Source organism: Micromonospora sp. NPDC005257 (genome assembly GCF_042872445.1).
Classification (GTDB): Bacteria; Actinomycetota; Actinomycetes; order Mycobacteriales; family Micromonosporaceae; genus Micromonospora.
The window spans coordinates 342,862-365,086 of record NZ_JBIAKL010000004.1 but is presented as its reverse complement, the minus strand read 5'-3'; the positions used below and the strand labels follow the sequence as shown (position 1 = coordinate 365,086).

Sequence of the window (22,225 nt, the reverse complement as noted above, 5' to 3'; positions counted from 1 at the left end):
TAGGATTGTCGGGTGACTCGGCTGGGGGACCTTGAGCGTGCGGTGATGGACGTGCTGTGGGACGCGGCACCCGCCGCCTCCGGTGGCGTGACGGTGCGCGAGGTCGCCGACGCCCTCGACGGGCGCGAACTGGCCTACACGACCGTGATGACAGTGCTCGACCGGCTCGCCGGCAAGGGCATGGTGCAGCGTGAGCGGGAGGGTCGCGCCTGGCGCTACCGCCCCGCCGCCACCCGTGAGGCGCACATCGCCCAGCTCATGCTCGAAGCCCTCGACCTCGGCGGCAGCCGGGACGCCGCGCTGGTGCGCTTCGCCCGCTCGGTGACCGGCACGGAGGCGGACGTGCTCCGCGCCGCGCTCAGCGCCGAGGCCGGAGCGACCGGCCCCGCGACCGTCGAGGACGGGCCGGTCGGCCGGGTGGAGGATCCCCGGCCCGGCCGGCCGGCGCTCGACGAGGCGACGGACCGGTAGGGCGGCTGCCGTGGCGTACGCCCTGCACTTCGCCGCGATCATCCTGGCCTGCTGGCTGACCGCACAGGTCCTCGCCGTCGCGCGCTGGACCTGGCGGGCGCCCCGGGTGGCGATCATCTGCTGGCAGGCGGTCGGGCTGGCCCTCGGCCTGTCGGCCATGGGACTGCCGATGGCGCTGGGGCTCGACGCGTACGACCGGGCGACCGGGTGGGCGCTGCTGGCGCTGGCCGACGACCTGGCCCACGGCACGCTGCCGGCCGGGGTGGGCGCGGTGCACCTCAGCCTGGTGGGCGTCGGTCTCGGCATCGGCGTGGTGCTGCTCACCACGACGGTACGCAGCCTGCACGGCGCGGTCCGCGCCCAGCGCCGGCACCGCGAGCTGCTGCACCTGGTGGCCCGGCACGACCCGACGGTGCCGGGGGCGCTGGTGCTCGACCACCCGAGCGCGGCGGCGTACTGCCTGCCCGGGGTGCGGCCCCGGGTGGTGGTGAGCGCGGGAACGCTCGACCTGCTCGATCCGGCCGAGCTGGCGGCGGTGCTCACCCACGAGCGGGCACACGCCCAGGAGCGGCACGACCTGGTGCTGCTGCCGTTCACCGCGCTGTGCCGGGCGCTGCCCTGGTTCCAGTGGGTGCGGGACGCGCACGCCCGGGTGGCGCTGCTGGTCGAGATGCGCGCCGACGACAAGGCCCGGGAGCTGCACGCGGACGCGCCGCTCGCCGGTGCGCTGCGCCGGTTCGCCGCCGCCGAGCACCGGGTGCACCCGGCCGGCACGCTCGGACTCGGCGACCGCGACCTGGACGTACGCGTGCAACGGCTGCTCGACGCGGACCGCCCGCCGCGGGTGCTCGGCGCGATGGCGCTGGCCGTCGCGGGCACGCTCGTCTCCCTGCCGTTCGCCCTGTTCCTGAGCTGACCTCACCCCTACGGGACTTCTCCGGGTTCGCGCGCCCCTATAGGTAGCGAGTCTACGTGTAGGTTGACTACGACAAGAGAGCCAACCCATCGGAGGACGACAGTGGACCCGCTGCTCCTCGCCCGCCTCCAGTTCGCCGCCACCACGTCGATCCACTTCCTCTTCGTGGCGGTCACGCTCGGCCTGGTCACGCTCCTGGTCGGGTTGCAGACGGCCGGCTACCTGACCGGCAAGCCGGTGTACGAGCGGCTGACCCGGTTCTGGGGGCAGCTCTACGTGATCAACTACGTGCTGGGCATCGCCACCGGGATCGTGATGGAGTTCCAGTTCGGGCTGAACTGGAGCGGGCTGTCGCGCTACGTCGGCAACGTGTTCGGCGCCCCGCTGGCCATCGAGACGCTCGTGGCGTTCTTCCTGGAGTCCACGTTCCTCGGGATGTGGATCTTCGGGTGGCACCGGCTGCGGCGCGGCGTGCACCTGGCGCTGCTCTGGGGTGTGGCGCTGACCGCGTACGCCTCGGCCTTCTGGATCATGGTGGCGAACGCCTGGCTGCAGAACCCGGTCGGGTACGAGGTCCGCGACGGCGTCGCCCACCTCACCGACTTCGGGGCGCTGCTCACCAACCCCACGTTCGGCATGGCGTTCGGCCACGTCGTCTCGGCGAGCCTGGTCACCGGCGGCCTGCTGATGGCCGCGGTGAGCGCCTGGCACCTGCTGCGGCGGACCAGCGACTACGCCCTCTTCCGCACCTCGCTGCGGCTCGGCCTGGTCACCGCGGCGCTCGCGGTGTCGGCGCTACAGGGCTTCGGCTTCGCCCAGTTCGGCCCGGTCGGGCAGCTCCAGCCGACCAAGTTCGGCGGCGGGCCGGACCGGGACGCGCTCGTCGCCGACTGGACGGCGCGGTTCGGCCCCGGCGACTGGGAACCGCCGGTGTTGTCGAACGTGGGTCTCGGTTTCATGATCCTGATCGGCTTCACGCTCGGCGCCCTCTGGCTCCTGCTGCCGCTGCTCTGGCGGGACTGGATCATCCGGCTGAGGGTCCCGCTCTGGCTGATCCTGCTCGGCCTGCCGCTGCCCTTCGTGGCGATGCTGCTCGGCTGGATCGCCCGCGAGGTGGGCCGCCAGCCCTGGGCCGCGTACGGGCTGCTGCCCACCGCACAGGCCGTCTCGCCGGTGTCCCCCGGGCTGATGCTCACCTCGCTGATCGGGTTCAGCCTGCTGCTCGGCGCGCTCGCGGTGACCAACTGGGTGCTGCTCGCCCGGCACGCGGCACGCGGGGCGCACGACCCCGCGCTCGGCCGCCCGCCCGCGCCCGACACCGACGCCCACCATCAGCCCGTCCTCGTCTGAGGGAGCCCGTCGTGGAACTCACCTGGTACGCCCTGCTCGGCCTCTTCTTCGCCACCTACCTCGTGCTCGGCGGCTACGACTACGGCGTCGGCCTGCTGCTGGCCCGGCGCGGCCCGGCGCCGGGGAGCCGGGCCACGCTCGCCGCGCTCGGGCCGTTCTTCCTCGGCAACGAGGTCTGGCTGGTGGCCGCCGTCGGCATCCTGTTCGGCGCGTTCCCCCGGCTGGAGGGCGAAATGCTCTCCGGCTTCTACCCGGCCGTGCTCGCCGCGCTGGCCGGTGTGGTGCTGGTGACCGCCGGGGTGCAGCTGCGCAGCCGCCCGGTTTCCGCCACCGCTCGCGCCGGCTGGGACCGGGTGGTGGTGGCCGGCTGCGTACTCGCCGCGCTGGGCTGGGGCGCGCTGCTCGCCGGGCTGCTCCAGGGCGTACCGGTGAGCGCGGACGGCCACGTGGTCGGTGTCGGCCATCTCGCCACCCCGTTCGTCGCCGCCGCCGGGCTGGCCCTGCTCGGGCTGGTCGCGGTGCACGGTGCGACATTCCTCACGCTCCGGCTGCCGGCCGCCGACGCCCCGGCGCTCGCCCGGCTCGCAGGCGGCCTGGTGCCCGCCGCGCTCACCGCTGTCGCAGCGGCCACCGTCCTGGGCGTGCTCTCCGACCGGGTACGCGCCGCGGTGGCGCGCCCGGCGGTCGCCGTACTCCTGCCGTTGGCGCTGGCGGCCGCGCTGCTGATGGCGCGCGCGGCGCTGCGGCGGGGTCGTGCCGGGGTGGCCTTCGCGGCGACCGCGACGGCGCTGGCGCTTCCCGCGCCGCTGGTCGGGGCTGCGCTCTGGCCCCGGATCCTGGTCTCCACGACCGACCCGGCGGCGTCGCTGACGGTGGCCGAGGCGGCGGCCAGCCGCCCGACGTTGGCGCTGTTGGGATGGCTCGCGTTACCGCTCCTGCCGGCCCTACTAGGCTTTCAGGCGATGTGCTGGTGGGTTTTCCGGGGACGGATCGACGGCAGGGCACCGGTGTACTGGTGAACCGCCGCCCGTTCGACCCGCGTCTGCTGCGTCGGGTCCCCGCGGCCCGGCGCGACCTCGCCGTGCTCGCGGTGCTGGGCGGGCTCACCGCACTGCTGGTGATCGCTCAGGCCACCGCGCTGGCGACGCTGCTCGCGACGGCGTTCGACGGGCGGCTGCACCGGCCGGCGCTGGCCGGGTTCGTGGCCGCGGTCGCCGGGCGGGCGCTGGTGAGCTGGGCGCAGGGCACGGTGGCGGCGCGGGCCGCCGCCACGGTCAAGGCGGCGCTGCGCGCCGATCTGCTCGACGCGGTCGGCCGGCACGGCCCCACCTGGGTCGCCGGGCAGCGGGCCGGGCAGCTCGCCACGCTGGCCGGGCGCGGGCTGGACGCGCTCGACCCCTACTTCACCGGCTACCTGCCGCAGTTCGTGCTGAGCGTCACGGTGCCGGTGGCGGTGCTGGCCCGGATCGTGTTCGCCGACTGGAGTTCGGCGGTGATCATCGCGCTCACCATCCCGCTCATCCCGATCTTCGGCGCGCTCGTGGGCTGGCAGACGCAGGCCGCCACCGAGCGGCAGTGGCGGCGGCTGTCGCTGCTCGGCGGGCACTTCCTCGACATGGTGGCCGGGCTGCCCACGCTGCGTGCGTTCGGCCGGTCCCGGAGCCAGGTCGACGTGGTACGCCGGATGGCCGACGGCCACCGTCAGGCCACCATGAAGACGCTCCGGATCGCGTTCCTGTCCGCGCTGGTGCTGGAACTGGTCGCCACGCTCTCCGTCGCGCTGGTCGCCGTGCCGGTCGGCATCCGGCTGCTCGGCGGCGGCCTCACGCTCTCCACCGCGCTGCTGGTGCTGCTGCTCACGCCGGAGGCGTACCTGCCGCTGCGGGCCGCGGGCAGCCGCTTCCACGCCAGCTTGGAAGGGCTCACCGCGCTGGACGAGGCGCTCACGCTCTCCGCCACCGACGCGCCCGCCACCGACGCCGAGGCGCCCCGCCGGCCCGCGCCGGACGGCCGGGGCGAGATCCGCTTCGAGGGCGTCACAGTCGCGTACGACCGGACCACAGCGCTGCGCGACGTCACGCTGGCCATCCGGCCCGGCGACCGGGTGGCGATCATCGGGCCCAGCGGCGCGGGCAAGAGCACGCTGCTCAATCTGCTGCTCGGCTTCGTCGCACCGACCTCGGGCCGGGTCACCGTCGACGGGGTGGACCTGGCCGGGGTCGATCTCGACGCCTGGCGACGCGAGCTGGCCTGGGTGCCGCAGCGGGCGCACCTGTTCGCCGGGTCGCTCGCCGACAACATCCGCCTCGGCGCACCGGACACCCCGGATGCCGCGCTCGCCGCCGCGGTCACCGGCGCCGCGCTGGACGAGGTGGTCGACGCGCTGCCCGACGGGCTGGACACCCGCCTCGGCGAGCGCGGCCACGGCCTGTCCAGCGGCCAACGGCAGCGGGTCGCGCTCGCCCGCGCGTTCCTCCGGGACGCGCCGGTCGTGCTGCTCGACGAGCCGACCGCGCGGCTGGACAGCGCCAGCGAGGCGATCGTGCTGGACGCGACCCGGCGGCTGGTCGCCGGACGTACCGCGCTGCTCGTCGCGCACCGGCCCGCGCTGCTCGCCGACGCCGACCGGATCCTGCGCGTCGAGGACGGCCGCGTCACCGAACTGCACCCGACCACCACCGGCCCGGCGGCGCCCCGATGATCCACGTCTCCCCCGCCCGCCCGGCGGTGACCCGGTGACCGCCGCCGACGGCGTGACGCCGGTGGGCCGCGAGCCCGCCGGGCCGACCGGTGTGCCGGTGACGCCCTCCGGCTCGCCGGAGCCGCCCGCGCCCGCCCGGCCGGGTGCCGAGCGGGCGGTGCTGCGCCTGGCCCGGCCGTACCTGAGCCGGCTGCTCGGCGCCGGGCTGCTCGCCGCCGCGACCGAGTTCGCCGGCCTGGCGCTGATGACCACCGCCACCTGGCTGCTGATGAGCGCCGCCGGCCGGCCGCCGCTGGACCGGCTGACGGTGGCCATCGTCGCGGTCCGGGCACTGGCCGTGAGCCGGGGCGCGTTCCGGTACACCGAACGGCTCGCCGGGCACGACGCCGTGCTCCGCATGATCACCGACGTACGGGCCCGCGTCTTCGCCACGCTCGCCACCCGGCGCGACACCGGCCGGCGTACCGGGGACGCGCTGAGCCGGCTGGTCTCCGACGTGGAGGCGGCCCAGGACCTGCTCCTGCGCGTCCTCGTGCCGGGAGCGGCGGCGGCACTGGTGAGCGTGCTCGCCGTGGGCGTCGCCGCGCTGATCTCACCGCCGGCCGCCGGTGTGCTCGCAATCGGTCTGCTGGTGGCAGGCGTGGCGCTGCCCGCGCTCGCCACCCGGATCACCCGCCGCGCCGCCGACGAGGTGGCCCCGCTGCGGGGCGCGCTCGCCGTGGACGCGGTCGACCTCACCCACGGGGCCGCCGACCTGGCCGCGTTCGGTGCGACCGGCGCCGCGCTCGCCGCCGCCGGGAACCGGGGCGCCCGGCTGGCGAAGCTGGAACGCCGGCTCGCCGCGACCGGCTTCGCGGTGGACGCGCTCGGCGTCCTCGTCGGCGGCCTCACCTCCGCCGCGGTGGTGGTCGTGGCGCTGCGGGCCGGGGTCGGCGGCGTGCTGGTCGGCGTCCTCGCGGTCGGCTCGCTCGCCGCCGTGGAGGTGGCACTCGCGCTCGTCGCGGCGGCCCGCCAGCGCACCCAACTGCGGGCCGGGCTGGCGCGAGTCGCCGACCTGCTCACCGAGCCCGCCGAGGCGACGCCGCAGACGACGCCGGAGCCCGGGACCGACGGCCACGACGTGCGGTTCGCCGACGTGACGGTCCGCTACCGGGCCGGGGCCGCCCCCGCGCTGGCCGGATTCGACCTCGACCTGCCGGCCGGCCGGCGGGTGGCGGTGGTCGGGCCGAGCGGCGCCGGCAAGAGCACGCTCGCCGCGGTGCTCACCGGCGCGGTACGCCCGGACACCGGCCGGGTCACGGCCGGGGGCGTGCCGGTGTCCGAGATCCCGGCCGAGCACCTGCCAGGGATCGTCGGCGGCCTGCTCGCCGAGGCGTACGTCTTCCACGCCACCGTCCGGGAGAACCTGCTCCTCGGCCGTCCGGGCGCCACCGAGGCGGACCTGGAGGCCGCGACCCGGGCGGCCGGCCTGCTCGACTGGGTACGCGAACAGCCCGAGGGCTGGGAAACGGTGGTCGGTGAGCAGGGCGGACAGCTCTCCGGCGGGCAGCGGCAGCGGCTCGCGCTGGCCCGGGCGTTGCTGGCCGCCCCGCCGGTGCTGGTGCTCGACGAACCGACCGAAGGGCTCGACCCGGCGGCGGCCGACGCCGTGCTGGACTCCGCGCTCGCCGCCACCCCGGCCGGGCACTCGGTGCTGCTGATCAGCCACCGGCTCAGCGGCCTGGCCGGGCTGGACGAGATCGTGGTGCTCGAAGGCGGCCGGGTGGTGCAGCGCGGCCGGCACGACGAGCTGGTGGCCCGCCCCGGCTGGTACCGGGAGCAGTGGCTGCGCCAGGAGACGGCCGAGCGCGGTTACCTGGCCGTCACGCCCTGACACCCGCCCGATCGGGGTTTTCCCTGACGCGGCTGTCGGCCGTCGATGGCAGGCTTACCCGCATGCGGGTGCACGAGGAGGCAGTGGTCGACCGCCGGCTGCACGAGTTGTCCACGCGGTTGCACGGGCCGGACCGGCTCAAGGCCGACCTGCTGACCGAGGCGCGGCACGCGCTCGAGGACGCCGTCGAGGCGTACCGGGACGGGGGCCTGCCGCCGACGGAGGCGCAGCGGCGGGCGGTCGCCGAGTTCGGCAGCGACGCCCAGCTCGTGCCGGGTTTCCAGGCCGAGCTGGCCGCCGGTGCGCTGCGCGGGCTGGCGCTGCGCACGCTCGTGGTGGCGGTGGTGCTCCTCGCCACCGGTGACCTGACCTGGCAGGGGTCGAGCTGGAGCGACGGTCCCCCGCCGCCTGCCGCCTATCTGCTGCTCTCCGCCGCGCTGAACGCCATCTGGGGCGTGGTCGCCGCGCTGGCGCTCGCCGCGCTGCTGGCCGGTCCGCTCGTCGCCCGGTGGAGAACAGCACGGCTCGTCCGCCCGGCCCGGCTGATCGGTTTCGGTCTGACCGGCAGTCTGCTGCTCGGCGCGGCCGCCGGGGGCGCGCTGTTCGCCTGGTCGGTCGGGCTGTGGGACGCCGCGCTCACCTGGCCACCAATGATCATCGGGATGGTGGTGATCTCGGCGGCCTGGTTCGCCCTGGCCCGGGCGGCCCGCTGCTGGGTGCTCGCCGAGCGCCGGCTGGCCGGCTAGCCGGCGGCCTGCGCGGGCGGGCCGCCGCCCGTCTCCGGCTCGGCCGCCGGGTGCCCGCCCGCCGGCCGCGGTCAGGCCGGGGCCGTGGGCGGCTCGTCCGCGCCGAGGAACCGCCCGACCGTGGCGCTGAACTCCCGCCAGCCGGCCCGCTCCCCGGCCAGCGCCCGGCCACCGGCCTCGGTCAGCTCGTAGGTGCGGCGCTCCCGGCCGTTCACAGTGCTCCACGTGCTCGCCACCAGCCCGGCGCGCTCCAGCCGGCGCAGCGCCGGATAGATGGTGCCGGTGGGCAGATCCAGCGCGCCGCCGCTGCGGGCGCGCAACGCCTCGATGATCGCGTAGCCGTGCAGCGCGCCCCGTTCCAGCACCGCGAGCAGCAGCGCGTCCAGGTGTCCGTGCAGCGCCTGCGCCTTCATGTGTAGCAACGCTACTTGTCGGCTCGCCGCCACGCCATGGGGTGCACCTCCCGGTCAGAACGGTCGCCCACTAGGGTATGTGCCCAGAGTCACTCGGCGGCGCGACGCCGCCGGGTGGGCAACCGAACGCACACGGAGGTCAGCGTGGCCCGCCAGTCGCCCCAACGGCCCGACGCCGACGAGCCCGAGCTCGACGACACCGACGCCGCCGTCGCGGCCGACGAGGTCGAGGAGGACCGCCCGCCGGCTGACCGCGCGCTCTGGGACGAGGTGCGGATCGACCCGGTGGAGATCGCCCTGCCCGCCGGCACCGGCTTCACGCTGCGGGCGTACCGGCAGGCGCGCGAGCTGGACCCGACCGACGTCGCCGAGCGCGACCAGGACGACCCGTTCCTGGCCCGCCGCCAGGTCGTCGAGACCGAGGACGACGAGGAGGTGGTGATCCTCGACGAGGAGTTCGCCGCCCTCTCCGCCGAGGAGGACGACGAGGACGAGGAGAAGGACGCCAAGTCGCGCCGCAAGGCCAAGGCCAAGGCCGACGCCTCGGACGACGAGGACGCCGCCGAGTCCGACGACGAGGACGAGGGCGACGAGGACGAGGACGAGGCGGGCGACGAGGAGGTGCCGGTCTTCCTCACCCACAAGGGCCGGCTCCTGCTGTTCAAGACCCCCGAGTCATTGGTCACTTTCATCCGTTCCGGTGCGCCGAACGACATGTCCCAGCTGGACAGCTGGAATGAACTGTCCGAACGGCTGGAGCCGGCCGACATCGCCCCGCTGGACGAGGACACCTACGAGCTCGACCTGGTGGTGGAGAACCTGCGCGGCGGCCACGACGCGTGGGACCACGAGCTGCTGATCGAAGCCGGTGAGATCGCCCGCGACCTGGCGTACGCCCTCCGGCTACCGGCGGTGCTGGACATGCTCTCCGCCGGCTCCAGCCTGGACGACCTGGACGAGGCGCTGCGCGCTTCCGTCAACGGTGGCGTCGGTGGTTTCCTGGGTCGTCGGCGGCTGAAGAAAATCGGGGCACAAACCGCAAGTCTGGGTTGGCGCACCATTGTCGGGAAGATCTCTGCGGTTGTGGACTGGCGCGACTGACCCGGAGCGGGGAGCATCAGTCTCTGGCAGTGCAAGACCTGTGTCCCGGGAGGAGGACGACGCCGTGGCGCTCGTGCGCGTGTACTGCGGTCTGGCCTCGGCAGATCCGGCCGACCGAACGGCTTCGGCCGGAACGACGCTGACGTCCGCTGTGGTCGACGACGCAGGCCGTCTGCTGCACGTCTGCGAGATCGGTGACGATCCCGCCGGTTACGCCCGGCTGGTCGCGCTGCTGGTGGAGCGGTCCGGCGGTCCCAGCGGGGCGGCCATCGCCGCCGACAGCGACGACCACATCGTCACCTCGCTGCTGAGCGCCGCCGGCCGGCCGCTGGCGATCGCCGACGACGACTCGGTCGACGACTTCGCCGAGCGTTTCGCCGACGACGACTCCCTGGAGGAGATGCAGTCCCCGCCCGCCGAGCGCCGGGCGGTCGGGCTGGCCCGCGCGCTCCAGGCCGGCGCGCTCTCCGCGGTGACCCTCCCGGCACCGCGCGAACTCGCCGGATACACGCAGGTCCTGGCCGCGCACGCGGCGCTGGCGAGTGGCCGGCACTCCGCTGCGGTGACGCTGCGGGAGGTGCTCCGCGAGCTCTACCCGGCCGCGCTGCGGGCCTATCCGGACCCCGCCGACCGGGTCGCCCTGGCGGTGCTCGACGCGCTGCCCGAGCCGGGCATGCTCACCGGCCCCGCGGCCCGTGGCGGCCGCGACGGCGGGCTGACCGCCGACGCGGTGGTCGCCCAGTTGGCCGGCGAAGGGGTGGCCGACGTCGATGCCGTCTCCGACGCGGTGACCGCGCTGCGCGTCGCCATCTCCGAGACGCCCCGGCGGGCCACCGTCAACCGGACGCTCACCGCGGCCGTCGCCGAGACCGTACGGCAGGCCGTCGCCTCCGTCCGGACCTGTGACGCCGGCTGCGACGCGCTCGTCGGCGCGCTCGCCGAACGCACCGCTCCCACTCCCGCGACCGGCCGCCGGGCCGCCGCCCGGCGGGGAGAGCAGGTCGACGAGCTGGCCTCGACGTCGGTGGCCGACCTTCGTCCGGTGCCCGCCATCCAGCCGGGCCCGGTCGCCGAGCCCCACCACGGTCGTCCCGAGCCGGCCGGGGCACCCGAGCCGGCCGGCCGCCGCGGCCGGCCCGAGCCGGTCCCCGGTGGGCGGCGCAGCCGTCCGGAGCCGGTGTCCGGTCCGGCCGCCACGACGACACCTCGGCCGCTCGGCCCGCCGCCTGTCGCACCCGCCCCGGTGACGCCGCCGCCCGTCGCCCCGGCCCCGGTCACGCCCGTCGCTCCGGCTGCCGCACTGGGCCGGCCGGCGTCGGCTCCCCCGGCACGGCCCGAGCCGACCGGCGCGCCGCTGCCGTCGCGGGTGGACGGTCCCACCAACCGGCCGGTCTCCGCGCCGCCCCCGCCGCCACCGGGCATCACGCCGATCGCGCCGTCCCCGCGCGGCGCCGTCCCGCCGGCCGAGGCCGGCGAGCCGTTCCGCCCGACCCTCACCACCGCGGCGATCAACAAGGCGCGGGCCGAGCGGCAACGCACCGTCATCCCGCCCCGGCCCAAGACCAACCAGCACCAGGAACCGCCGACCGGTGGGTTCAGCGCCACCGACCTGAGCATCCCGGTGCCGGCCCCGCGCCCGCCCGCGCCGGAGGCGGCGCCGCCGGGCTCCCGGGCCAACTGGCCGCTGGTGAACAACGAGGACGACGCAGCGCGGGAGCGTGAGGGCACGACCTACTCGTACGGGCGAGGCGTTGACGCACCGAGCGACCCCGGCCGCGTCACGCCGCCGTGGCTCGCCGACGACCTGCCTCAGGAGCCGCCGATGCTGCGGCTGGTGGAGCCGCCGCCGCTCGCCGACCGCGCGCTGCGCGACGAGATGAGCCGGTCGGCCGACGCCGGCCTGGAGACGCCCCCGCTGCGTCTGGTCGACCAGGTCGACCCGGGCCGTGTCCCGCTGCCCGCCGCGCCCGAGCGGCGGCCCGCGCCGAAGGAGCACCGGCCGCCGCCGGTCTCCGACGAGGGTGACGGCGATCTGCTGATCTTCGCGCAGGCCAAGTCCGCCTGGTTCGTCGGGCACGGCGACGAGGCCGACCTGGAGTGGTCGACCACCGCCGACACCGGTTGGCAGGCGGCCGAACAGGCGGCCCGCCCGGCCATCGGCGCGGAGACCAAGGCCGGTCTGCCCAAGCGCGTGCCGCAGGCCAACCTGGTGCCGGGCTCCCCGCTGCGCGAGGAGCGTCCACTGCGCATCATCCGGAACGCGGCGAGCCTCGCCGAGAACACCACCGGCTACTTCCGGGGGTGGCGGCGCGGCCAGGAGATCGGCGGCTTCGCCGTGGGCGGCCGTCCGGGCCGTGAGGCGGCCGGCGGCTGGGACTTCACCCGCGACAGCGGTGACCGCGACGACGACCGGGAATACGAGTACCGTTCGGCGGGCTACCGCACCTGACCTGGACTCGCCGGGTGTTTCATCCCACACCGGGGCGATTTGACGCTGCGCTGGGCCGGCCGGGAACATACCCGGCGGACCAGCGGCGGCGCCTGTTCGCCGGGGTGGGAAGGCGATTCCATTGGCGACACCGGCGTTCGACTCCACTGTGCTCACCCGGCGGGGTTTCCTCGCCGCCACGGCCGGGAGCCTGCTGCTCGCCGGGTGCGCGCCGCAGGGCCATCGGCCGGAGGACGGGCCGTCCAGCAGCGCGCCGGCCGACCAGGACCTGATCATCGGGGCGAGTCTGGAGCTGACCGGCGCGGGGGCGCTGCTCGGCGTCGCCCAGCAGCAGGCCCTGCAACTCACCGCCGACTCGCTGAACCGAGCCGGCGTACCGGTCGGGAACCTGGTCCGATCGGTCCGGCTGCAGATCCTGGACAACGGCAGCAATCCCGAGGTCGCCGCGCGCCATGCCGCCGATCTGACCCGGGTCGGTGCCCAGGCGCTGATCGGCGGTGTGCTCGGCGAGACCTCGATGGCCCTCGCGGCGGCCGCCCAGCGGGTCAAGACGCCCTTCCTGTCGCTCGGCTACGGTGACCGCATCGTGCTGCCGCTGGACGAGCGCACGTTCACCTACAAGCTCACCCCGGACGCCGTGGACATGGCCGGACGCCTGGTGGAGCTGTTCGAGGCGAAGCGGATCCGGCGGGTGTCGGTGCTCGCCGCCGCCGGGCTGCACGGCGACTCGGGGGTGCGGGCGATGCGGGAGGCGCTCGCCGACAGCAGCACCGACCTGGCCCGCACGGTACGCCTGACGGCGACCGGCCGGCGGTTCCGCGCCGCCGCCGAGCGCGTCGTAGGCGGCCAGCAGGACGGCGTGGTGATCTGGGGTACCGCGCCCGACTCCGGTGCCGCGGCACGGGAGCTACGCGCCGCGGGCCACCGCGGACCGATCTTCTTCGACGCCGGGGCGGTGGCCGACGACACCGTGCAGGGCGCCAACGCCGCGGCCGTGGAGGGCGCGTACGCGGTGCACCCGGCCTGCCTGGACGTCTCCGCGGCCACCGCCACCACGACGGCGCAGCTGGCCCGCCGGGACTTCGTCAACCGCTACACGCAGCGCCACGGCGTCAGCCCGGACTTCGCCCCGTACGCCTCGGACGCGCTCCAGCTCCTCGCCACGTCGGCGCGGATGGCGACGAGCCTGGACCGGGGCCGGCTGCGGGCCCTCCTTCAGGCGCAGACCGTCGAGGGCATCGCCGGCGGGTACGCGTTCCGCGCCGACCGGCACGGCGGCATGGAACCCGACTCGCTCGCCGTGTACCAGGTGTTCCGGGGCACCTGGACCCGGTACGCCTGACCGGAGACGCACCCGGTGACCGTCCCGCCTGGAGGGTCACCGGGTGATCGCGTACCGTGTCCATCCCCAGACGCCAGGAAGCGCCCGGTGGCCTCAGGCCGCCGGGCGCTTCCGCGCGTCGGTCAGGCGGGCGCGACGGCCCGCGAGCGCCGCATGGTGAGCACGTACTCGACCAGCGAGATCAGCACGTGCTTCGTGGACTCCCGGTTACGGGCGTCACACGGCACCACCGGCACGTCGCGGGAGATCGCCAGCGCGTCCCGGACGTCCTGCGGATCGTGGTACTGCATGCCGTCGAAGCAGTTGATGGCCACCAGGTACGGCAGCCGCCGGTGCTCGAAGAAGTCGATGGCGGCGAAGCAGTCGGCGAGCCGCCGGGTGTCGACCAGCACCACCGCGCCGATCGCACCACGGACCAACTCGTCCCACATGAACCAGAACCGCGTCTGACCCGGCGTACCGAACAGGTACAGGATCAGGTCACGGTCGATCGAGATACGACCGAAGTCCATCGCCACCGTTGTCGTCGTCTTACCCGGCACCTGCCGGGTGTCGTCGACGCCGACACCGGCAGAAGTCATGATCGCCTCGGTGGTCAGCGGCGTGATCTCCGAGACCGAGCCGACCAGCGTCGTCTTGCCGACGCCAAACCCACCGGCGATAACGATCTTCGCCGACGTCACGCGGCCGCTCTGGGCCGGCGGCCGGTGCGACATGTCAGAGCCTGCGAAGTCCACTCAGCACCCTCTCCAGCAGTTCAGTGCCCATCGCGTCGTCGGAGTCGTCCAAAATGGTCGGCTCGTGGACCGCGACCAGGCCGTCCGTCGCCATGTCGGCGATGAGCACCCGGGCCACGCCGAGGGGAAGCTGCATCCGCGCCGCGATCTCGGCGAGCGACTGCACACGTCCGTCACACAACGCGGCGATGTACTGGTGTTCACGACCTTGGCCACCATTGCCAGTGGCAACCGCTCGACCGCGCACCGTCGTCTCGACGAGCGCCTCCAGGGCGATGTCGAGCCGGGGACGGGTACGACCGCGGGTAACGGCGTACGGCCGGACCAACGCTCCGGTCGGCTCGTCACGATCCGCCATTTCGCCGCTCACCTCCCTCGTACCCGGCACCGGCTCGCCCCGGTGGCATCCGTCGCTGTCGTTGTCGTTCCCGCACCTGACCCACCGGCCAGCGCGTCATTCAGCCCATCATCCCCACAGCCGTTCGCGGCTGCGGCGTCAGGGCATCGCCCACCCGGTCCACGAGCAGGGCCATCTCGTACCCGACCTGACCCACGTCGCAGCTCCGCGCCGCCAGCACCGCGAACGACGAGCCGTCCGAGATGGACATCAGGAACAGGAAACCGTTGTCCATCTCGACGACTGTCTGCAACACCGCCCCGCCCTCGAAGCAGCGGGCCGCGCCCTGGGTCAGGCTGACCAGACCGGACGCGATCGCGGCGAGCTGGTCGGCGCGGTCCCGCGGAAGGTCCCGGGACGAGGCGAGAAGCAGGCCGTCGGCCGACACCGCGACCGCGTGCGCCACACCGGGCACCCGGTCGGCGAAGTTGGCGAGCAGCCATCCGAGATCCTGCGTAGTAGTCATCCTTGTTGCTCCTTCTGCCCGCTCCCGGCCACCGGGCCTGAGCCAGACTGCGAGGACTGCTGCCCGCCCGGAGTGCCCTCCGGGCCGGTCGTGTTGCTGTCGGTGTTACGCCCGCGCTGCACGCCTCGATGGTAGGCCGAGAGCAGGCCCCGGACTCCCTCCGGCGTACGCCGCTGCACCGACGCAGAGGGCTTGTCGATGCTGCCCGGCACGAGCTGCGCCATCGGCGTCCGCTTCGGCAGGCCCTTCTGGGTGGTCTCCGCCACCGGCACCTCGGTGGCCGCCGAGGCGGCCCGCCAGCCGTCGTCGGCCGCGGTCTGCCAGGGGGAGGAGGACTGCGACGACGCCGTCGGCTGCCGGCTGGGCAGCCCACCGGTGTACGTGGGACGCGTGTTCCCGTTCGCCGGGCCGTTCTCACGCGGTGCTCCGCCGGCCGTCGGAGTGTGTGCCATCGGTGTGTTACCTGTCGTTGCTGGTGTCGGCTGCGGCACGGGCCGGCCGGCGGTGTCCACCTTGGCGAACTGCTGGGTGGCGGCGGCGCCACCGTTCGTCGCCGGGGCCGGGGCCGGGGCGGCCGCCGCCTCCTCGGGCCCGGGCCGGCGGGTACGGAACCACGCCGACTCCAGCTCGCGGAAGATCGGCAGCTCCATCGTCTCGTCCGCGTACCGCTGGCGGTTGCCCGGCTGCTGCGGCGTGGCCGGCCGCGACACCGGCGTGGCCGGGGTGGCGGGCCGGGCCTCGGACGGCCGGTTCGCGGCCGGAGCGGCGAACGGCTGGCCGGCCCTCGGCTGCGGGGTGGCGGGCATCTCCGTGCGCGGCACCCGGGGCAGCTCGGTGGTCATGTCCATGCCACTGGCGGGCCGTTCCGGCGCCGGCGGAGCCGGCGTCGGCGCGACCGGGGGCCAGACCGGCGGGGCGCTGACACCCGGGGCGGGCCCCGGGCGCGTCGGCAACTGGTTCGCCGGCGGCGCGGAGGCCGGGTGACCGGCGGTGGGCTGCCCGGAGACGGGGGCGGCCGACGCGGGGTGCCCGGAGACCGGCGCCGCCGAGACCGGACGGTACGGCAGCGGGTCACCGGAGACCGGTGCCGCGGAGACCGGACGGCCCGAGAACGGGTCGCCGGAGACCGGGGCGGCCGAGACCGGGCGGTACGGCATCGGGTTGCCGGAGACCGGTACGCCGGAGACCGGCGGCAGCGGCGGCGCCGACACCGGCGGCACGGGCGGCGCGGAGACCGGCGGCGGGCTGTAGGGCCGCGCCTCCGGGCTGCTCGGGAGCTGACGCGGGATCGCCGGCTGCTGGCCGCTGCTGCCAGGGTCGCCGTCGGCCGGGTTGCGCCGCTGGGGCAGCGGGTCCCTCGACTGGCCGTTTGCGGGCCGGGGACCGAATCCGCCGTCCCCGCCGGCCGGGTTGGCGCCGGTCAGGTCGGACCAGGCCGGCATGGCACGGCCGCCGCCGGCGTTCGCCGGGGTGCCCGAGCCGTTGCGCGGCGCCGGGTCGAAGGCGCGTCCACCGAGCGTGACCTGGTTGCCCGAGGAGCCCGGGTGGGACGCGGGCGGAAGGCTCGGCGCGTTGTTGCCGAAGGCGGCCAGGGCGCCGAAGGCCGGCGCCGGGCCGTTCTGCTGCGGGCCGGCGGCCGGCAGGGCCGGTGCGTACGGTCCGCGGCCGGACAGGGCGCGCGGCACCAGGACCGAGGTCGGCAGCGTCACGTCGGCGACGGTGCCCCGGTCGGCGCCCGGTCGCAGTTCGACCCGGACGCCGTGCCGGGCGGCCAGCCGCGCGACCACGACCAGGCCCATCATCCGGGAGACCGCGACGTCCACCTGCGGCGGCGTGGCCAGCCGCTCGTTGAGGTCACGGAGCTGCTCCGGGCTGATGCCGATGCCCCGGTCCTCCACGTAGAGGGAGGCGCGGTCGCCGACCCGCCGGGCCTCCACCATGACCTGCGAGTCCGGCGGGGAGAAGGCGGTGGCGTTGTCGAACAGCTCGGCGACCAGGTGCACCAGGTCGTTCACCGCGTGCGCGGCGACCTCGATGTCCCGGTCGATCACGCCGAACTCGATCCGGGTGTAGTGCTCGACCTCGGACTGGGCGGCACGGAGCACGTCGATCAGGGCGGCGGGCTCGCGCTGCACGCGGGTGGAGTCCGCACCGGCGAGGACCAGCAGGTTCTCGTCGTTGCGGCGCATCCGGGTGGCCAGGTGGTCGAGCTGGAACAGCTCGGCCAGCCGGTCCGGGTCCTCCTCGCCGCGCTCCAGCCGGTCGAGGTGGCCGATCAGCCGGTCGACCAGGATCTGCGAGCGGCGGGCCAGGTTGACGAACATGGTCGCGACCGACGCCCGCAGGGCGGCCTGCTCGGCGGCGGTGCGGACGGCCTCCAGGTGGACGGCGTTGAACGCCTCGGTCACCTGGCCGAACTCGTCCTTGCTGCGCACCGGCAGCGGCTCGGCGATCTGGTTGGCCAGTTGGACCGGGGAGAGCTGGCCGGTCACCTGCGGGTCCCGCAGCCGGGCGACCGCCTGTGGCAGCCCGTACTGGGCCACCGCCAGGGCGCCATGACGCAGGTCGCGCAGCGAGCGGGCCATCGACCGGGCCACCAGGTACGCGAACAGGATGGCCAGCAGCAGCATGGTGAGCAGCAGGCCGGTCTCCAGGAACACCTGGCGCTGGGTGTCCGAGCGCAGCGCGTCGGCCTGCCGGACCACGTTGCCGTCGAGCCGGTCCTCCACGGTCCGGATCAGCTTGGCGTTGGCGACCATGGTCTGGTCCCACTGGTCCGACCCGAACGGGGCGTTCTCCATCGAGCCGTTGTTGTTGCCGGAGACGAAGCTGGTGAAGCGGTCGGCCTTGCGCAGGTCGGGCCCGGAGACGGTCTGCTCGTAGAACAGTTTGTCGGGCTCGGTGGCGACCGCCTGGAAGGTCGCCAGCGACTGCGACTGGCCCGTGCCGCTGGCGATGAACTGCTCGCGCAGCGCGGCGGTGTACTGGTTCTGGGTGAGCGCCTGGTGGACGACGACCCGGCGCTGGGTCAGGTATTCCTTCTGGCGGGCCACGGCGGCCGACGCGCGCATCCGGTCGCTCAGGTCGTTGTCGCCGGCGAGCTGGGTGGCCGAGTCGCGGATGGCCAGCAGGTCCTCGATGAGCTGGCGGTACGCCTGGTCGGCATCATTGATCTTGAGCTTGCCGTTCAGCACCTGGCTGCGTGTCGCCGGGAGGTCCTTCAACTGGGTGTCGATCGTGTCCAGCAGCCCGACGAAGTTGCGGGGCAGGTCGTCGATCTCGCCGCGCTGCCGCAGGTAGGGCGACTTCGCCTGGTCCACCCGCTGGTTGGCCCGGTTGTAACCCTCCTGGTACTGCGCCCGGGTCTGGAACTCCTTGGCGCCGAGGAAGAGCACGGCGCCGACCCGCTCGTCCTGCACGGTGTCGACCAGGTCACCCGAGTAGCCGATCAGGTTGGCCAGATCGCCCGCCCGGTTGGCATTGTTGAGCGTCTCCAGGTGGTCGACCAGACCACTGGTGCCCACCACGACCGTGGCGATGGTCGGCACGATCATGATCAGACCGAGCTTGGACCAGATCGGCATGTCGCGCAGCCGGCTCATCGGCCGGCGTAACCGCGACAGGAAGGAGCCCGCCGTCGTTGGCCGTTTGCTCACGTCACCGCCCTCGCATTACCGCGCTCCGCGCCACCCTGAGGGCAACGCCGAGCGACCGACCCGGCGGGTCGGACCTCCGAGATTCCATCACGCCGCTCCGCAAAGAGAAAGACCAGGTTGTCCCTCGCCGGAGGTGTGATGAGATGTTGATGCAATTTGATAGCAATCCGTCTGGCCGGAGTCACTGAAGGTAATGAATCACCCGCACCGCGTCGTCCTGCTAGCTGGCCCCTCCGGGTCGGGAAAGTCGTACATAGCCCAGCGAACCGGACTTCCGGTGCTCTGTCTGGACGACTTCTACAAGGACGGCGATGACCCTACGTGTCCACGTCGAGACGGACAGGTAGATTGGGAGTCCCCGCTGTCCTGGGATGCGGACACAGCGGTGCAAACAATCGCCCGACTGGCCCACGAGGGCAAGGCCGAAGTGCCGGTTTATGCGATCGGCGCGGACCGCCGGGTGGCCACCCGGCCATTCGATGTCGACGGATCGCCAATCTTCGTCGCCGAGGGGATCTTCGCAGCCGAGATCGTGGCCGAGTGCCGGCGACGCGGGCTGCTCGCCGGGGCGTACGCGCTGCGCCGCCCGCGCGGCGCGACGTTCCTGCGCCGCCTCGCCCGGGATCTCGCGGAGCAGCGCAAGGCGCCCCGGGTGCTGCTCCGGCGCGGGGTGGCGCTGCTGCGCGACGAGCCGGCCGTGCTGCGCCGGCAGACCGGGCTGGGCGCCGAGGCGGCACGGGCCGGGCAGGTGCTGCGCGGGGTGGCCGCGCTGCTCTCCGGCCACCCCCGCCAGTCGTGATCAGCCGATCAGCTCGGCGTACGCCGGCTTGATCACCTCGTCGATGATCCGCAGCCGCTCGTCGAACGGGATGAACGCGCTCTTCATCGCGTTGATGGTGAACCACTGGAGTTCCTTCCAGCCGTAGCCGAAGGACTCCACCAGCAGCGCCATCTCCCGTGACATCGAGGTGCCGCTCATCAGCCGGTTGTCGGTGTTCACAGTCACCCGGAACCGCAGGTCGCGCAGCAGCCCGATCGGGTGGTCGGCGATCGAGGCCGCGGCGCCGGTCTGCACGTTCGACGACGGGCACAGCTCCAGCGGGATGCGCTTGTCCCGCACGTACGCGGCCAGCCGGCCCAGCACCGGCGGGTTGCCCGGCGTGATGTCGTCGACGATGCGTACGCCGTGGCCGAGCCGGTCGGCGCCGCACCACTGGATCGCCTGCCAGATGGACGGCAGGCCGAACGCCTCACCGGCGTGGATGGTGAAGTGGAAGTTCTCCCGCTGGAGGTACTCGAACGCGTCCAGGTGCCGGGTGGGCGGGAAGCCCGCCTCGGCGCCGGCGATGTCGAAGCCGACCACCCCGGTGTCGCGGTGCCGCACGGCCAGCTCGGCGATCTCCTGCGAGCGGGCCGCGTGCCGCATCGCGGTCAGCAGCGTGCCGACCCGGATCGGGGTGCCCGCCTCGGCGGCCAGCGCGCTGCCCTCCCGGAAACCGGTGACGACGGCGTCGACCACCTCGTCCAGCGTCAGGTGCTGCTCCAGGTGCTGCTCCGGCGCGAAGCGCACCTCGGCGTAGACCACACCGTCGGCGGCCAGGTCCAGCGCGCACTCGCGGGCGACCCGGCGCAACGCGGCAGGGGTCTGCATGACCGCCACCGTGTGCGCGAACGTCTCCAGGTAGCGCTCCAGCGAACCGGAGTTCGCCGCCTCGGTGAACCAGAGGCCGAGCGCCGCCGGGTCGGTGGTGGGCAGTTCGTGGCCGACCTCGGCGGCCAGCTCGACGATCGTCGCGGGCCGCAGGCCGCCGTCGAGGTGATCGTGCAGTAGCGCCTTCGGGACCTTGACGATGTCCTCGTACGAGATTGCGACCATGCTCAGACCCTAGTCACCCCGAGTGTGTGCCGGACTGTCGACCGGGCCGGTCAGGGACGCCAGCCGTACACCCGTTCCACCGCGAGTCGCAGGACCACCCGCCCGTCGGCCACCATGACGGCCCGGTACTCGGCCCAGTCCGGATGCTCGCCACGGATCCGCCGGTAGACCTCGACCAGTTCCTCGACTGTGGCGTCGTCGGCGGCGGCGGCCGGCGGGGTGAGCGTCACGGTGCCCTCGGCCACCGCGTACGCCCCGCCGTCGGCGGTGGTGACGTGGAAGCCGGCCCGGGGGTCGCGGCGCAGGTTGCGCACCTTTGCCCGGTCACCCGTGGTGGAGCAGCGGATCAAGCCGGGCTCGGCCAGGTAGTCGAGGTTCGACAACTGGGGCCGGCCGTCCCGGCGCAACGTGGCGAGCACCCCGCGCCCGCGCTCGCCGAACAGCTCCCAGAGCCGCGATTCCGGCCCGCTCCCGGCGCTCACCGTGCCGCCTTTCGTTCGCGGCTGCGGGGCTCGCAAACCCGGCTCACTCCTCGCGCTCACGCGGTCACCCGCAGCGGCGCGAGCGCGGCGGCCAGCCGGGCGAGCTGATCGAGCATGAGCGCGGCGGCCTCCTCACGGCCGGGGTCGGGGCGCAGCTCGCCCGACTCGTCCAGCGCCTGCCGCAGGAAGACGGCCACCTGGTCGTTTACCGGCGTCATGTTCAGCGTGGTCACCACCTGCTTGATCATCTGCACCGCGCGCAGGCCCCCGGAGGTCATGCCGTAGCTGACGAAGCCCACCGGCTTGTGCTGCCACTCGTGGTAGAGGTAGTCGATCGCGTTCTTCAGCGGCGCGCTGAAGCCGTAGTTGTATTCCGGCATGACCAGGACGAAGGCTTCCGCGGCGTCGATCTCGGCGCTCCAGGCGCGGGTGTGCTCGTGCAGGTAGACCCGCTCGGATGGGTGGTGCGGCTCGTCGTGGAAGGGCAGCGCGACCTCGGCCAGGTCGAGGAGGCGTACCTCGTCGAAGCCGGCGTGGCGGACGGCGGCCGCGGTGAACCAGTCACCGATGCGACGGCCGACGCGGCCGGGGCGGGTACTGGCGACGATGACGTTCAGGCGGGGCATGGCGAGGTCACTCCTGTCGGGGCGGCGGCCGGGGCCGGCGTGGTGAGTCGGGGAACGAACCAGGCGATGATCGGCCCGATGCCGATCGCGTAGAGCACGGTGCCGGGGCCGACGGCGCCGCCGAGCAGCCAGCCGACCGCCAGCACCGTCACCTCGATCCCGGTGCGGGCGGGGCCGAGCGGCAGGCCGCGGGCGGCCAAGCCGGTCATCAGCCCGTCCCGCGGGCCGGGGCCGAGGCGGGCGCCGAGGTAGAGCGCGGTGGCGAGGCCGTTGAGCAGGACGCCCGCGAGCAACAGGCCGATCCGGCCGGCGAGCGGGTCGACCGCCGGCAACACTGCCAGCGTCGCGTCGAGGGCCAGGCCGACGAGCGCGACGTTCGCGACGGTGCCGACGCCCGGGCGCTGCCGCAGCGGGATCCACAGCAGCAGCACCAGCAGCGCGACGCCGTTGACCACCAGGCCCATCGGCAGGCCGGTGCGGCCGGCGAGACCGTGGTGCAGCGCGTCCCACGAGGCGAGCCCGAGGTCGGCGCGGACCATCAGCGCGACGCTGACGCCGAACAGCGCCAGGCCGGCGAACAGCCGCACCAACCGGGACGGCATTTTGGTTGACATGTCACCAAC

At 74.3% G+C, this 22,225-nt stretch carries 20 protein-coding genes; 11 read left to right on the top strand and 9 right to left on the bottom strand.

What is annotated here, in order from left to right; genetic code table 11:
* The first annotated feature begins 12 nt into the window (after nt 1-12).
* The 7 genes from ACFYO8_RS11545 (at nt 13) to ACFYO8_RS11515 (ending at nt 8,057) form a co-directional block, all read left to right on the top strand.
* A complete protein-coding gene (locus ACFYO8_RS11545) occupies nt 13-471 on the top strand; it encodes a BlaI/MecI/CopY family transcriptional regulator (protein ID WP_354864774.1) in 459 nt (152 codons plus the stop codon).
* 10 nt (nt 472-481) lie between these two features.
* Nucleotides 482-1,387 (top strand): M56 family metallopeptidase, encoded by a 906-nt coding sequence (locus tag ACFYO8_RS11540; RefSeq protein WP_354864772.1) that lies wholly within the window; start codon nt 482-484, stop codon nt 1,385-1,387.
* Nucleotides 1,388-1,489: 102 nt separating this feature from the next.
* The gene (locus ACFYO8_RS11535) at nt 1,490-2,737 is read left to right on the top strand and encodes a cytochrome ubiquinol oxidase subunit I (RefSeq protein WP_354864770.1); all 1,248 of its coding nucleotides are present in this window, start codon (nt 1,490-1,492) and stop codon (nt 2,735-2,737) included.
* 11 nt (nt 2,738-2,748) lie between these two features.
* Nucleotides 2,749-3,756 (top strand): cytochrome d ubiquinol oxidase subunit II, encoded by a 1,008-nt coding sequence (locus tag ACFYO8_RS11530; protein WP_354864769.1) that lies wholly within the window; start codon nt 2,749-2,751, stop codon nt 3,754-3,756.
* On the top strand, nt 3,753-5,438 hold the full coding sequence (gene cydD / locus ACFYO8_RS11525) for a thiol reductant ABC exporter subunit CydD (protein WP_354864767.1): 1,686 nt from the start codon (nt 3,753-3,755) through the stop codon (nt 5,436-5,438). Before ACFYO8_RS11530 ends, cydD begins: the two co-directional genes overlap by 4 nt.
* Nucleotides 5,439-5,529: 91 nt before the next feature.
* Complete coding sequence (gene cydC, locus ACFYO8_RS11520) at nt 5,530-7,311, top strand: thiol reductant ABC exporter subunit CydC (RefSeq protein WP_387189039.1); 1,782 nt, start codon at nt 5,530-5,532, stop codon at nt 7,309-7,311.
* A gap of 62 nt (nt 7,312-7,373) precedes the next feature.
* Entirely contained in the window at nt 7,374-8,057 is a 684-nt protein-coding gene (locus tag ACFYO8_RS11515) for a permease prefix domain 1-containing protein (protein ID WP_387257169.1), read from the top strand.
* 71 nt (nt 8,058-8,128) lie between these two features.
* Here the strand turns inward: ACFYO8_RS11515 and ACFYO8_RS11510 are convergent, their stop codons facing one another.
* Complete coding sequence (locus tag ACFYO8_RS11510) at nt 8,129-8,470, bottom strand: helix-turn-helix transcriptional regulator (RefSeq protein WP_354864763.1); 342 nt, start codon at nt 8,468-8,470, stop codon at nt 8,129-8,131.
* A gap of 114 nt (nt 8,471-8,584) precedes the next feature.
* Here ACFYO8_RS11510 and ACFYO8_RS11505 point away from each other — a divergent pair, with 114 nt between their 5' ends.
* The 3 genes from ACFYO8_RS11505 (at nt 8,585) to ACFYO8_RS11495 (ending at nt 13,362) form a co-directional block, all read left to right on the top strand.
* Nucleotides 8,585-9,571: a DNA primase gene (locus ACFYO8_RS11505; RefSeq protein ID WP_387257167.1), complete on the top strand. Its 987-nt coding sequence runs from the start codon at nt 8,585-8,587 to the stop codon at nt 9,569-9,571.
* Nucleotides 9,572-9,611: 40 nt separating this feature from the next.
* The gene (locus ACFYO8_RS11500) at nt 9,612-12,020 is read left to right on the top strand and encodes a transposase (RefSeq protein ID WP_354864759.1); all 2,409 of its coding nucleotides are present in this window, start codon (nt 9,612-9,614) and stop codon (nt 12,018-12,020) included.
* A 121-nt stretch (nt 12,021-12,141) separates the two neighbouring features.
* The gene (locus tag ACFYO8_RS11495) at nt 12,142-13,362 is read left to right on the top strand and encodes an ABC transporter substrate-binding protein (protein WP_354864757.1); all 1,221 of its coding nucleotides are present in this window, start codon (nt 12,142-12,144) and stop codon (nt 13,360-13,362) included.
* A gap of 122 nt (nt 13,363-13,484) precedes the next feature.
* Here the strand turns inward: ACFYO8_RS11495 and ACFYO8_RS11490 are convergent, their stop codons facing one another.
* The 4 genes from ACFYO8_RS11490 to ACFYO8_RS11475 form a co-directional block, all read right to left on the bottom strand.
* The gene (locus ACFYO8_RS11490; protein ID WP_269702284.1) at nt 13,485-14,078 is read right to left on the bottom strand and encodes an ATP/GTP-binding protein; all 594 of its coding nucleotides are present in this window, start codon (nt 14,076-14,078) and stop codon (nt 13,485-13,487) included.
* 1 nt (nt 14,079) lies between these two features.
* Nucleotides 14,080-14,457, bottom strand: coding sequence for a DUF742 domain-containing protein (locus ACFYO8_RS11485; RefSeq protein ID WP_354865266.1), 378 nt, complete (start codon nt 14,455-14,457; stop codon nt 14,080-14,082).
* Between the two features lie 100 nt (nt 14,458-14,557).
* Nucleotides 14,558-14,962, bottom strand: coding sequence for a roadblock/LC7 domain-containing protein (locus ACFYO8_RS11480; protein WP_013283992.1), 405 nt, complete (start codon nt 14,960-14,962; stop codon nt 14,558-14,560).
* Nucleotides 14,959-18,618: a nitrate- and nitrite sensing domain-containing protein gene (locus ACFYO8_RS11475; protein WP_354864754.1), complete on the bottom strand. Its 3,660-nt coding sequence runs from the start codon at nt 18,616-18,618 to the stop codon at nt 14,959-14,961. The genes ACFYO8_RS11480 and ACFYO8_RS11475 overlap by 4 nt, the downstream gene beginning before the upstream one ends.
* 385 nt (nt 18,619-19,003) lie before the next feature.
* On the opposite strand from ACFYO8_RS11475, the gene ACFYO8_RS11470 reads away from it, so the two are divergent.
* Nucleotides 19,004-19,417 (top strand): hypothetical protein, encoded by a 414-nt coding sequence (locus tag ACFYO8_RS11470; protein WP_355093523.1) that lies wholly within the window; start codon nt 19,004-19,006, stop codon nt 19,415-19,417.
* On the opposite strand, the gene ACFYO8_RS11465 is transcribed toward ACFYO8_RS11470, so the two are convergent.
* The 4 genes from ACFYO8_RS11465 to ACFYO8_RS11450 are packed head-to-tail and all read right to left on the bottom strand — an operon-like array spanning nt 19,418 to nt 22,216.
* A complete protein-coding gene (locus ACFYO8_RS11465; RefSeq protein WP_354864750.1) occupies nt 19,418-20,494 on the bottom strand; it encodes an adenosine deaminase in 1,077 nt (358 codons plus the stop codon).
* 50 nt (nt 20,495-20,544) lie between these two features.
* The gene (locus ACFYO8_RS11460; protein ID WP_354864749.1) at nt 20,545-20,976 is read right to left on the bottom strand and encodes a PPOX class F420-dependent oxidoreductase; all 432 of its coding nucleotides are present in this window, start codon (nt 20,974-20,976) and stop codon (nt 20,545-20,547) included.
* A 56-nt stretch (nt 20,977-21,032) separates the two neighbouring features.
* Nucleotides 21,033-21,602 carry an NAD(P)H-dependent oxidoreductase gene (locus ACFYO8_RS11455; RefSeq protein WP_354864747.1) on the bottom strand — a complete coding sequence of 190 codons (570 nt, stop codon included), beginning with the start codon at nt 21,600-21,602 and terminating at the stop codon, nt 21,033-21,035.
* Nucleotides 21,590-22,216, bottom strand: a complete 627-nt coding sequence (locus ACFYO8_RS11450; RefSeq protein ID WP_354864745.1) for a hypothetical protein — start codon at nt 22,214-22,216, stop codon at nt 21,590-21,592. The genes ACFYO8_RS11455 and ACFYO8_RS11450 overlap by 13 nt, the downstream gene beginning before the upstream one ends.
* Nucleotides 22,217-22,225 lie beyond the last annotated feature (9 nt).

Excerpts from the sequence above, each read along its gene's own strand:
- ACFYO8_RS11515 (WP_387257169.1), top strand. The coding sequence starts at position 7,374 with ATGCGGGTGCACGAGGAGGCAGTGGTCGACCGCCGGCTGCACGAGTTG.
- ACFYO8_RS11510 (WP_354864763.1), bottom strand. The coding sequence starts at position 8,470 with ATGAAGGCGCAGGCGCTGCACGGACACCTGGACGCGCTGCTGCTCGCG.
- ACFYO8_RS11490 (WP_269702284.1), bottom strand. The coding sequence starts at position 14,078 with ATGTCGCACCGGCCGCCGGCCCAGAGCGGCCGCGTGACGTCGGCGAAG.
- ACFYO8_RS11485 (WP_354865266.1), bottom strand. The coding sequence starts at position 14,457 with ATGGCGGATCGTGACGAGCCGACCGGAGCGTTGGTCCGGCCGTACGCC.
- ACFYO8_RS11480 (WP_013283992.1), bottom strand. The coding sequence starts at position 14,962 with ATGACTACTACGCAGGATCTCGGATGGCTGCTCGCCAACTTCGCCGAC.
- ACFYO8_RS11465 (WP_354864750.1), bottom strand. The coding sequence starts at position 20,494 with ATGGTCGCAATCTCGTACGAGGACATCGTCAAGGTCCCGAAGGCGCTA.
- ACFYO8_RS11455 (WP_354864747.1), bottom strand. The coding sequence starts at position 21,602 with ATGCCCCGCCTGAACGTCATCGTCGCCAGTACCCGCCCCGGCCGCGTC.
- ACFYO8_RS11450 (WP_354864745.1), bottom strand. The coding sequence starts at position 22,216 with ATGTCAACCAAAATGCCGTCCCGGTTGGTGCGGCTGTTCGCCGGCCTG.